This is a genomic window from Polyangium jinanense (genome assembly GCF_028435365.1).
In genome coordinates this window covers 141,409-152,696 of sequence record NZ_JAGTJJ010000016.1, presented here as the reverse complement: position 1 = coordinate 152,696, position 11,288 = coordinate 141,409, and the positions used below count along the sequence as shown (strand labels likewise).

The 11,288-nt window shown below is 68.3% G+C and carries 9 protein-coding genes; 4 read left to right on the top strand and 5 right to left on the bottom strand.

The features are described 5' to 3' along the window. Window positions 1–50: 50 nt before the first annotated feature. Together KEG57_RS25410 and KEG57_RS25405 are read right to left on the bottom strand one after the other, a co-directional pair. A complete protein-coding gene (locus tag KEG57_RS25410) occupies window positions 51–1,145 on the bottom strand; it encodes a Kelch repeat-containing protein (protein ID WP_272458854.1) in 1,095 nt (364 codons plus the stop codon). 160 nt (window positions 1,146–1,305) lie between these two features. Continuing rightward, entirely contained in the window at window positions 1,306–1,794 is a 489-nt protein-coding gene (locus KEG57_RS25405; protein ID WP_272425603.1) for a hypothetical protein, read from the bottom strand. A 73-nt stretch (window positions 1,795–1,867) separates the two neighbouring features. Here KEG57_RS25405 and KEG57_RS25400 point away from each other — a divergent pair, with 73 nt between their 5' ends. Further along, on the top strand, window positions 1,868–6,532 hold the full coding sequence (locus tag KEG57_RS25400; RefSeq protein WP_272425602.1) for an nSTAND1 domain-containing NTPase: 4,665 nt from the start codon (window positions 1,868–1,870) through the stop codon (window positions 6,530–6,532). Window positions 6,533–6,611: 79 nt separating this feature from the next. Here KEG57_RS25400 and KEG57_RS25395 read toward each other — a convergent pair whose 3' ends face one another. Next, window positions 6,612–7,484, bottom strand: a complete 873-nt coding sequence (locus tag KEG57_RS25395; protein WP_272425601.1) for a LysR family transcriptional regulator — start codon at window positions 7,482–7,484, stop codon at window positions 6,612–6,614. 102 nt (window positions 7,485–7,586) lie between these two features. Here KEG57_RS25395 and KEG57_RS25390 point away from each other — a divergent pair, with 102 nt between their 5' ends. Then, window positions 7,587–8,756, top strand: a complete 1,170-nt coding sequence (locus KEG57_RS25390) for a hypothetical protein (protein ID WP_272425600.1) — start codon at window positions 7,587–7,589, stop codon at window positions 8,754–8,756. A 34-nt stretch (window positions 8,757–8,790) separates the two neighbouring features. On the opposite strand, the gene KEG57_RS25385 is transcribed toward KEG57_RS25390, so the two are convergent. Continuing rightward, on the bottom strand, window positions 8,791–9,111 hold the full coding sequence (locus tag KEG57_RS25385; protein ID WP_272425599.1) for a Dabb family protein: 321 nt from the start codon (window positions 9,109–9,111) through the stop codon (window positions 8,791–8,793). A gap of 309 nt (window positions 9,112–9,420) precedes the next feature. Further along, on the bottom strand, window positions 9,421–9,948 hold the full coding sequence (locus KEG57_RS25380; protein ID WP_272425598.1) for an RNA polymerase sigma factor: 528 nt from the start codon (window positions 9,946–9,948) through the stop codon (window positions 9,421–9,423). Window positions 9,949–10,283: 335 nt separating this feature from the next. Between KEG57_RS25380 and KEG57_RS25375 the strand changes: the two genes are divergently transcribed. Both KEG57_RS25375 and KEG57_RS25370 read left to right on the top strand, forming a co-directional pair. Beyond that, window positions 10,284–10,763 carry a hypothetical protein gene (locus KEG57_RS25375; protein ID WP_272425597.1) on the top strand — a complete coding sequence of 160 codons (480 nt, stop codon included), beginning with the start codon at window positions 10,284–10,286 and terminating at the stop codon, window positions 10,761–10,763. Window positions 10,764–10,957: 194 nt separating this feature from the next. Continuing rightward, the gene (locus KEG57_RS25370) at window positions 10,958–11,230 is read left to right on the top strand and encodes a hypothetical protein (protein WP_272425596.1); all 273 of its coding nucleotides are present in this window, start codon (window positions 10,958–10,960) and stop codon (window positions 11,228–11,230) included. The last annotated feature ends 58 nt before the right edge of the window (window positions 11,231–11,288 follow it).

Genomic DNA, 11,288 nt, shown 5'->3' with positions numbered 1-11,288 from the left:
TTCGCGGGGGTATCTTCCCGCTCGACCGCCTCTGTGGGGTCGTGGGGGGCTTACCCGCCGACAACGACGACCTGACCATTCGAGAGGATATCCGCGGCGTGCCGGCGATGCCGGACATTCATGGCCGCGGCGGACGACCAGGTGTTCATGGTCGGGTCGTAGATCTCGCAGCTCTGCAGCGAGACACCGTTCGTGGTCAAGCCGCCGGCCACGAGGACGCGGCCGTCCGAAAGGACCGTCGCCGTGTGGTAATTGCGGGGGACGGTCATCGGCGCGGCGGCGGTGATGGTGTTCGTCGCGACGTCGTAGATATCGACGACAGCCGTCGGTAAATCCCAGTTGCCCGTGGTCGCGCCGCCCGTGATGAGGACTCTGCCGTCTTGCAGGAGCGCCGCCGCGTGGTTCCAGCGCGGCGTGGTCATGGCCGGCGGCGAGGTCCACAACGGGTCGACGAGGAGCGACTCGCCCTCGATGTCGGCGAAGAGCTCGATCGTGGCCTCACGCGCGACGAGCTTCACGTCCACAGGACGCCCGTCCTCGGCCCAGGCTGCCGGCGCCGTGACGCGTACACGCGTCCCGCCCGCCGCGTCGAGCACCTCCACCGCGTCCCCGTCCTGCCGGAGCGCGGCGCCTTCGACGTCCCACGTTGCGACGGGCCCGTCCCCCGCCGTCGCGTGCTCGTCGAGCAGGAGCCACTCCTCATACCCTGCCTCGACGGCGGTCCAGAAGGACGAACCCCCCTCGCGAGGATACACGACCGCGAGGTTTTCGGGCGCGCCCGGGCCGACGATGCCTCGCTCTCGCACGCGGATCTCGAATCCGTCGGGCGTATGCAAAACGACTGCGCGGGTCGCCGCCGCGGGCAGGCTCATCATGAGCCCCCTGCGGCCGGAGGTGCGCGAGAGCGGGGACGGAGAGGCGAAGCCGTTCTCCACAGGGAGGAAGCTCTCTCCTACGTCGAGGATCGCCGGCGCTTTCTGAGGAAAACGCGCGCGGAGCTCCGTAGCGCCGGCGCCGGCTCTCCCACCGCGCCCGCCCGTATCATTGCTGATGCTCTCGCTCGGCGTGGACGTGTCGGGACGACAAGCGGCGCCGCCCGCGATACCGGCGATGGCGCAAAGGAAGACAGCGATTCGATTCTGCATGAATTCTCCTTGGCAGCTTGCACTGTGCTCGTCGCGCCCCCCGTAGCCACGGGACCGCATGCTGAAGCGCTTCGTGTCAAAGGGCCATGACACGGCCATCGTGCCATTTGCCTCGTGACAGAGCGAGAGCCGGGAGCGCCAGAAACGAGATCAGGACGCGTCAGAGCGAGGCACCCGGTTCGCCGCCGCACGCGCTGGTAACAGGACGGTGCAAAGGCCGGAGCGCCGGCGGCAGAGCGCCTGTATGGGCGCGAGCAGGCGTGCGGGAAGTCGTTCTTCCACTGGCGTTCGTTTGCGTGGTCGCCTCACAGGGTTCCGCGATTCGTAGGTTCCAGAACAGACAAAGGCTGGACGGTGGAAAGCGGGATCCGACCCGCAGGTCGACGCCGGCCCTTGCGCTTGTCCTGACGACGGCAACCCCTGCACGGACGACGTTTGCGACGCGAGCGGTGCCTGCGCGCATCCTCCGAGCTGCGCGTCGGAAGCCTTGAAAGGAGAAGCGTTCCGGCAGCAGCAGCAGCAGCAGCAGCGGCAGCAGCAGCAGCAGCAGCAGCGGCAGCAGCAGCGGCAGCGGCAGCGGCAGCTTGTCCCGAGGGTTGTCCTTTGACAGGGAAGCGCTGTCGGAAGAACATGTGCCTCGCACCGTCATGGCCCCTTCCGCCGATTCATCCTCCGCCGCTCGAAAAGGCGTCTCCACACCTCATGAGCCCGCGGATGCGCTGATGGACACGCTCGCCGCGCCTTCGAGCGCCACGCCTGCCTTCGCTCCAGGCAATCGGGCGATGCCCGCGGGAGCCTCCAGCGCCCATCTCCACTTGCAGCCCGGCACGGTCCTCAAACATTACGAGCTCATTCGCAAGCTCGGCGCGGGCGGAATGGGGATGGTGTTTCTGGCCCGTGACGTTCGCCTGGGCCGGCTCGTCGCCATCAAGTTCCTGCTCGAGCATACGGGGCAAGCGGCAACGCGTTTCCTCGCCGAGGCGCGCGCGACGGCGCAATGCAAGCACGAGAATATCGTCGTCATCTACGATGTCGACGACGCGCAGGGCTCTCCGTACATGGTCCTCGAGTATATCGAGGGCCGCACGCTGCGCGAGGCCATGACGGAGAGGGCGCATGACACCACGTCCGTGGTCGTGGAGCGGATGCTCCCCGTCGCGCGCGCCCTCGCCTGCGCGCACGCCATGGGCATCGTCCATCGGGATCTGAAGCCCGAAAATATCCTGCTGGCCGACGGCGGCCAGGTGAAGGTGGTCGATTTCGGCATCGCCAAGCAGGTCGCCCTCGATCTCATGCAAACGTTGCCCGCCACGCTCGCCTCGAAGTCCCCAATGCTCGATCTGACGCAGGATGGCGCGCTCGTGGGCACGATGCCGTACATGTCGCCGGAGCAATGGCTCGGCGAGCCGCTCGACGGGCGCAGCGATGTCTGGGCCGCGGGGCTCATCCTGTTCGAGCTCGCGACCGGCGCGCATCCGCTCGCGCCGCTCACGCTACCGGATCTCGTGGGGGTCTCGGATCTCGATATGCCGATGCCGAGCGCCCGTGACAAGCTTGGCGCGGGCCATCCGCTCGCGGAGGTGATCGATCGGTGCTTGAAGAAGCGCAAGAGCGAGCGAATCGGCTCGGCCAAGGAGCTCGTGGGGCTGCTCGAGCGACTCGGCGCAGAGACGACGAAGCCCGCGGCGCTCGCCGAGGACGAGAGCCCGTTCGCGGGCCTTTCCGCATTTCAAGAATCGGACGCCGCGCGTTTCTTCGGGCGTGACGACGATATCGCCGCGGTGCTCGGCAAGCTCCGCCATCAGCAGCTCGTCGCGATCGCGGGCGCTTCGGGCGCGGGGAAATCCTCGTTCGTGCGAGCGGGCGTCATCCCGGCGCTCCGGCGCGCGGGCCGCGAGATGGAGGCGTTCGTCCTTCGCCCGGGGCGGCGTCCTCTCGCCGCGCTCGCCGACGTGCTCGCGTTTTTCGTGGACAGCTCGGGCAACGCGGCCGAAGGCGGAGCCGATCCGGCGGCGATCGCCGAGCTCTTGCGGGCCCAGCCGGGAGCGCTCGGCGAGAGGCTGCGCGCGCGATGCAGAAAGCGCGGCGGCGAGCACCGCATTCTGCTCGTCGTGGATCAGCTCGAGGAGCTGTATACGCTGGGGAGCGATGCGTCGGAGCGGGCCGCGTTTTGCGCGTGCCTCGAGGGCGTGGCGGACGACGCGTCGTCGCCGCTGCGGGTGATCGTGACCATCCGTGCGGATTTTCTCGATCGCGTGTCGGAGGACCGGCGGTTTCTGTCGGCGATGACGCGGGGGCTCATGTTCTTGCCGCCCATGACGGCCGATGGGATGCGGAGCGCGCTCCAAAGGCCGCTCACGGCGGCGCGTTATCGGTTCGAGGACGAGGGGCTCTGCGACGAGATGCTCGGCGATCTCGGGGGGATGAAGAGCCCACTGCCGCTCTTGCAGTTCACGGCGACGAAGTTATGGGAGGCGCGCGACCGCGAAGAGCGGCTCTTGACGCGGAAGGCGTATCGCGCGCTCGGCGGCGCCTCGGGCGCGCTCTCGACGCACGCGGATGCGGTGCTCGCGGGGATGAGCGTGTCCGAGCAGTGCCTCGCGCGGGCGATCTTCTTGCGCCTGGTGACGCCGGAGCGGACGCGCGCGGTGGTGCGCTTGGAGGAGCTCTGCGCGCTCTCGGAGGAGCCCGCCCTTGCCGAGCAGGTGGTGCACCATCTGGCGGACGCGCGGTTGCTCTCCATCGAGGCGGGCGGCGAGCGCGAGGGCAAGACCGTCGAGCTGACGCATGAATCGCTCATCGAGCGGTGGGCGAAGCTCGAGCAATGGCTCGACGAGAACGAAAAGGACGCGGAGTTTCTGGTCGAGCTGCGGAGCGCGGCTTCGCAATGGGAGAAGAACGGCAAGGCAAAGGGGTTTTTGTGGCGCGACGAGGCGGCCAGCAAGGCGGAGCAATGGCTCGCGCGGAAGAAGGCCGAAGGCGACGCGGAGGGGACGCTCGGGCTCGGGAAGCGGGATCGGGGATATCTCGAAGCGGTCGTCAGGCTCGCGGAGCGGTCGCGGCGGAGGCGCCGCCAGGTGACCGGCGGGGTCATTGCGTTTCTCGCGTTCTTTGCATTCGTGGTCTCGCTCCTCGGCGTGCAGGCCAAACGCCAGGCGAGGCGGGCCGATGACAAGGCCGTAGAGGCCCAAGAGAGCGCCGCGGAGGCGCAGAAGAGCGCCGATGACGCCCGGAAGAGCGCTGCCCAGGCGGACAAGCGTGCGGCCGAGGCGCGTAATGCCAGCCGTATGGCGAGCGCCCGCGAGCATCAGTCCGACCCGACCCTGGTCCTCGCCCTCCTACGCGAGATGGAGCCTGCGGGCGAGCTTCCGCCGCGGTGGCGCGAGCTGGCCCTCTGGGCCAAGCATCAGGGAATCGCGAGCGTGGTTCTCTCCCACCAGGATGTCGTCTATTCGGCGGCGTGGAGCCCCGACGGCACGCGCATCGTCACCGTTTCAGGGGACAAGACCGCCTGGGTCTGGAACGCCGATGGCACGGGCAAGCCCCTGCGGCTCGACGGGCACCAGGATGTCGTCTATTCGGCGGCATTCAGCCCCGACGGCACGCGCATCGTCACGGCTTCGTTGGACAAGACCGCCCGGGTGTGGAACGCCGATGGCACGGGCAAGCCCCTGCGGCTCGACGGGCACCAGGATCGCGTCTATTCGGCGGCGTGGAGCCCCGACGGCACGCGCATCGTCACCGCTTCCGGGGACAAGACCGCCCGGGTGTGGAACGCCGATGGCACGGGCAAGCCCCTGCTTCTCGAAGGGCACCAGGCTAGCGTCCATGCGGCGGCGTTTGGCCCCGACGGCACGCGCATCGTCACCGCTTCCTGGGACAAGACCGCCCGGGTGTGGAACGCCGATGGCACGGGCGAGCCCCTGCGGCTCGAGGGGCACCAGGATCGCGTCTATTCGGCGGTGTTCAGCCCCGACGGCACGCGCATCGTCACCGCTTCCTGGGACAAGACCGCCCGGGTGTGGAACGCCGACGGCACGGGCAAGCCCCTGCGGCTCGAGGGGCATCAGGCTCGCGTCTATTCGGCGGTGTTTAGCCCCGACGGCAGGCGCATCGTCACCGCTTCCGGGGACAAGACCGCCCGGGTGTGGAACGCCGATGGCACGGGCAAGCCCTTGCTGCTCGAGGGGCACCAGGAGCGCGTCTATTCGGCGGCGTTTGGCCCCGACGGCAGGCGCATCGTCACCGCTTCCGGGGACAAGACCGCCCGGGTGTGGAACGCCGACGACACGAGCAAGCCCCTGCGGCTCGAGGGGCACCAGGATGGCGTCTCTTCGGCGGTGTTTGGCCCCGACGGCACGCGCATCGTCACCGCTTCCTTGGACAAGACCGCCCGGGTGTGGAACGCCGATGGCACGGGCAAGCCCCTGCGGCTCGAGGGGCACCAGGATCGCGTCGCTTCGGCGGCGTGGAGCCCCGACGGCAGGCGCATCGTCACCGCTTCCTGGGACAAGACCGCCCGGGTGTGGAACGCCGATGGCACGGGCAAGCCCCTGCGGCTCGAGGGACACCAGGATCGCGTCGCTTCGGCGGCGTTTAGCCCCGATGGCACGCGCATCGTCACCGCTTCCTGGGACAAGACCGCCCGGGTGTGGAACGCCGATGGGACGGGCGAGCCCCTGCGGCTCGAGGGGCACCAGGATCGCGTCTATTCGGCGGCGTTTAGTCCCGACGGCACGCGCATCGTCACCGCTTCGGCAGACAAGACCGCCCGGGTGTGGAACGCCGATGGGACGGGCGAGCCCCTGCGGCTCGAGGGGCACCAGGATGGCGTTTCTTCGGCGGCGTTTGGCCCCGACGGCACACGCGTCGTCACCGCTTCCTGGGACAAGACCGCCTGGGTGTGGAACGCCGATGGCACGGGCAAGCCCCTGCGGCTCGAGGGACACGGCGCACCCGTTGGCACCGGAGCAAGGGGAGGGGGGGCGTTTAGCCCAGATGGCGCCCAGATCGTCACCTTCTCGGATGACAAGACCGTGCGCGTGTGGAACGCAGATGGTACGGGCGAGCCGGCGATCCTCCGCATCCCCGAGTTCGAGGCCCATTCGGCGGCGTGGAGCCCGGACGGCACGCGTATCGTCACCGCCTCGCATAGCGGGATCGACCCAGCCACCGGCAAGATGAAGTCCTGGGCCACCGTATGGCCCCGCCTCCAGCGCTTCACCAGCCTGGAGGACCCGGCGCTCTGGACGGCCACCCGTTACTGCCCGCCCATCGAGCTACGAAAGGAGCTGCTCGGCGTATCCGAGGACGTCGCCGCCGAGCAGCTCGCGAGCTGCCAGCGCCGCGTCGCCGAGGCGAACGACCGCCGAGCGGCGCACCCTTGATACCTCGACGCCGAGGCGTCCCGCGAGCGCCATGGCCGGAGGTATGGCGACGCCTGTAGCGGAAAACCGGACCACGTGCTCAGGCGCCGAGCAAGAGGTCGCGGTCGGCCCGCAGAGTGGCCACCAGAAAATCGACCAGCACGCGCACCCGGGGGGTTTGCCGCAAGTCCCGGTGCACGGTTAGCCATAGCGGTTGCCCAGGCTCGCGCGGCATGGGCACGTGCGTCAGGCCCGGCGTCCGGTCCCCGAGGAACCTCGGCAGCACCGCCACCCCGGCGTCGGCCTGCGCGGCCTCGGCGAGGGCCAGCGATACATCGCTCACGAAGGCGGGCCGCACGCCCGGCGATAGATGTTGCAGCCAGGCCAATTCGACGCCGCTCGCAGGCAGCAGCAGCGGGTGCTCGTGCAGATCGTCCGGCGTCCGAACCGGGTGCCGAGCCAAATACGCGGCGGACGCATAGAAGCCGTGCCGCACCTCCCCGACGCGGCGGACCCGCAGCGATTCGTGCGACGTACGCACGAATCGCACCGCCAGCTCGGCCTCGCTGCGGCTGAGGTCGAGCACCGCGCCAGCCGGCAAAAGCTCGACGCACAGCGCCGGGTACTGGCGGCCAAAGCGCGCGAGGCGCGGGGCCAGGTACGCGATGCCGAAGGTCTCGGGCGAGGTCACCCGCACTGTGCCCTCCAGCGCGCCGCGCTGCGCATGGACCCCGCGCTCCAGCGCAAGCACCGCGTCCTCGACCTGGCGCAGGGGGGAAAGCAGCCGCTCGCCGTCGCGCGTCAGGACGTAACCTGCGGCCGTGCGCGTGAACAGCGGCAGGCCGAGAGCGCGCTCGGCCGCCTCGATACGCCGGCCGACCGTGGTGTGATCGACGCCGAGCACCGCGGCCGTCTTGGCCAGCGAACCGGCGCGCGAAAGCGCGGCGACGAAGCGCAGATCGTCCCAATTCATAGGCTGTGGATTCTTGCACGGCCGTCGGGTGCCGACGTGCATTCTCACCCGGCCTCTCGGGCGCTACGCCTGTCGAGTCCCCCCACCCCCACAGAGGTTTTCATGCGCGCCCTTCTTTCGCTCGTGTTCGGCCTCGCCCTCGTCGCCTGCGCCGATAGCCCCGCCCCTGATTCTGCCGATCCGTCGCCCGGCCCCGGAGCGCCCGTTCACACGCTGACGCTGCCAGCGAGGTATGCGTCGTCGTCCGACGTCGACGCCTACGCCGAGCTCGCGAATGGGCAGGCGAACGAGGAGACCGAGTTGATCTACGGGCTCGGCGATGGCTACCCGCGCGAAGTGACGCTCGTGCCGCAGGACGGCTACGTCCTTTCGTCCGATTGCCAGATGCACCCCGGCCCGGTGGTCTGGAAGTCGATCACCGACGTGCAGGGGACGGCCGCGACGGTCGAGCTCGTCGGCGGCGCGCTCGCTGTCGAGCTCCGGGAGGAGGGCACCGTGACCGTGCTCCTCGAGGGCGAGATCACCGGGCAGCACTGCCCCTCCGGGGACGGATCGATTGCGACCGCGCTGCCGCTCCAGCACCGGCTCGTGCTGCACGTCAAGCGCGTCGTCGGCTTCGTGGTCGAGCAGTTTCACCAGCAACTGGCCGGCTGCTGGGACACGATGGTGCTGCCGTCGGGGGCGCCGCTATGGGCGCCGACGGCACGCCCGCTCGATGCGACAGGAAAGCCCTTTTCGGCGATCAATGCGCCCGTGCCCGTTGCCCTCACGCTGCAATCGAATGGAGACCTGGCGCCTGGGCCCGGCGCCACCTACCTGACCGCAGGCCCAGGCTCGGTGACGGTATCGGTCGACACGACGCTGCCGGTGCAGGGGATGCACGCCTTCCAGGTGGTGGGCCCAGACGCGCTGACGTCCGTCGATGCCTCGTTCTACCTTCGCAAGGCCGCCCTCAAGGGCAACGTCTCCGAGCCCATCGAGGAAGGTGCGTCGTATGAGCTCTTCCTCCCCGAGCAGAGCAATGGTGTCGACCTCCACGTCGATGCGGCGATGACGACGCACGGAAAGCTCTGCGAGCACGTGCCGGGGGCCTGGTTCGCGTCGGCGTCGTCGACGCCCACGCAATGCGAGGCGAACGTGGGCGTCGTCGAGCCATACGCTTCCAGCACCATTCCGGTGGCCGCAATCGGCGACGCCGGCGAGTGCCGGCTTTCGGTGACGATTCCGGGCACGACGCATCGCTGGACGACGCGGTTCAGCATCGCGCCGTGAGCGCGGAGGCGGTTGCCGAGGGCTCGGACGCCTGTCAGTGCTCGAAGTCGAATACCACGGCGGCGTCCATGATGGGCTCGATGAACCTCGTCTTCACGTCGACGTGCACCGGATGGGTCAGATAGACATCGCGGGACTCGATGTCGCGGAACGTCATGCGAAACCCGAAATCCCAACCCCGGCCCGGAGCTTCGGGGCTGTTCTGCCGGCCCCCGACGTAGGCGTCGATTCCGGGGATCTGCTTCGGGAGGCTGGCGATCGCCTCCTCGGCGTCCTTCTTCGCCGACTCGGATGCGGTGGACTTCCAGCGAAGAATCACGAGGTGCTCGACGGGTTTCTTTTCCGTGGTGGACATGATAGGCATCGTAGTTCTCCTTCGTGAGCGTTGACCTCTCGAGGTCGCCATTCTATCGCGAGTGACCGGAGGGCGCGCTGTTCAGCGTGGAGCGCGTGAACGGACGCCACCAGGTTCGCTCGGAGGCAGAGCGATGGATTAGCAGCGTTCGTGCCAGGGTCGTGCTGAGGCGAGAGGAGCGCCGGCCGGGCAATACCCGGGCCCGCACGACGGATCATCATGTGCCGCCCGCGTCCGTGACAGTAACAGTGACAGTCACTGTTACTGTCACTCAGACTGTGTGGAAAGGGAGGGTTGGGGTGGGTGAGGTCAGAGCGAAAGCCGCCGACGTGCCAGGCCGAGCCGGGCATACGCGGTGTCGAGGGGAATCCGCAACGTCCGAGCGATCTCCGGCATCGACCGGCCGTCGGTCAGATACGCGCGGGCCACCACCCACACCTTCCGGCTGAGCCTCCGGACGGCCCTCTCCACCCGTCGCGCGGCATCCATCGCCTCCACGACCCGCGGCTCGAACGTCGGCTCCGGCGGATCGCGGTCGGCGAGATGCTCCACGCGATATCGCAAGAGCTTTTGGTGATTCGAGGCGACATAGAACGCAATCGTAGAAATCCACGACCGCGCGCCCTCGGGCGTCACGAGGCTGTCCCAGCGGCGCCAGGCGATGACGAAGACCTCCTGCACGAGGTCGTCTGCCTCCCGCTCCGGGACGCCGCGCTGCAGAACGATGGAGCGGACGAAGGGGCGGCATTCGCGGTAAAACCGCTCGAAAGACGCCTCCGGGGAGGGAATGTGTGTAGGTTTTTTGGCGGATTCAGGATGGACGTCTACATTAGGCATAGCCTGGAACTCCGTTCGTGCGGGTTTCGGGTCAGACGCCGGTCGGTGATGTGAGCGCCGGCCGGCGTCGCTTTTTTGTGTCTCATGGTTTGTCGGGGAAGGCAATGGGAAAGTGGGGGATATGGTTCGTCTAGGAAGAACCAGGATCCATCGGGACTGCGTGGCGCGGCCGCTTGAATGAGAGGAAGATCCAAGCTGGCAGAAGGCGTGCGCCTCCGCTTCCGTTACGGTTCATTCGCCGCGCATCGTCGGGTCGTGGCTCGCTTGCCGCCTGACGTCCCCATCACAACATGATGGTCAGGACGCTCTCGAGAGCGACCGGGAGGGAGAACTCCATGAAAAAGTCATCCCTGGCTTGTTTCGCAGGCCTCACCGCGCTACTGGTGGCGACCAGCGCGTTCGCGAGGATCGACTTTACCTTGAACCCACGCGAGGGCGAGACCACGCTTCGGGCTGGTTTCTCGGGTGACCCATTTCTCGTGATTGTCACGGCGGGTGGGTCCAACAACGTGAGCTCGGTCCGCTCCGGCTGCGAAGGCTTCGTTGCGGATGCGCCAGACTACCGCGTCCGTCGCGAGGGCGTCTCGACCTTGCTGCGCTTCTACGTGACGTCGGGCGAAGATACCACGCTGCTCATCTCCGACCCGTCCGGCCAATGGTACTGCTCCGACGACTCGTATGGCACGCGGAATCCGACGATCGATTTGTCGAACGCTCCGGAAGGCCGATACGATATCTGGGTCGGCACCCGCTGGCCAGACCGCTCCGCGCAGGCCGTCCTGAGCGTTACAGAAGCGGAATCGAATCATCCATAGCGCAGCCCCTCATCTTCGCCCCCGCTATCGCGAAAGCAGGCTGCCACGTCCCGAGGCACGTCTACCGGCGCCCCCTACCGTCGCGTGAGGCGGTGCAGGGGGCCGATGATGTGACGCAGCGTGTTGCGCAGCTGCGCAGCGGCAGCAGCGGCAGCAGCAGCACGCCGCCCTCACGACCGATACGGAGCCTGGGGATGTCGCCCCACCGACGCTCGAGAAAGAAATCGTCGCCGGAGAGATCACTTCAGCTCCAGCCGGCCACCTATCGCGTCTCGGTGCTCGCCACCGCGCTCTTCGGCGTCGCGTTCCATGCCTCCCGCGCAGTCCACGTGACCACGCTGCTCGGGCTCGACGCCGACGTGCTCGACACGCGCTACGTGACGCAGGTCGGCGGGGAGACCCACCACGTGCTCGTGCCGTGGCGGGTGCGTGGGGTGCTGACGATGGGCGTGGACTGGGTGCTTTGAGAGAAGGTGGGTGCGGGTTCGACATTCACGCGGGCGCGGTGATCGATGGCCGCGATCG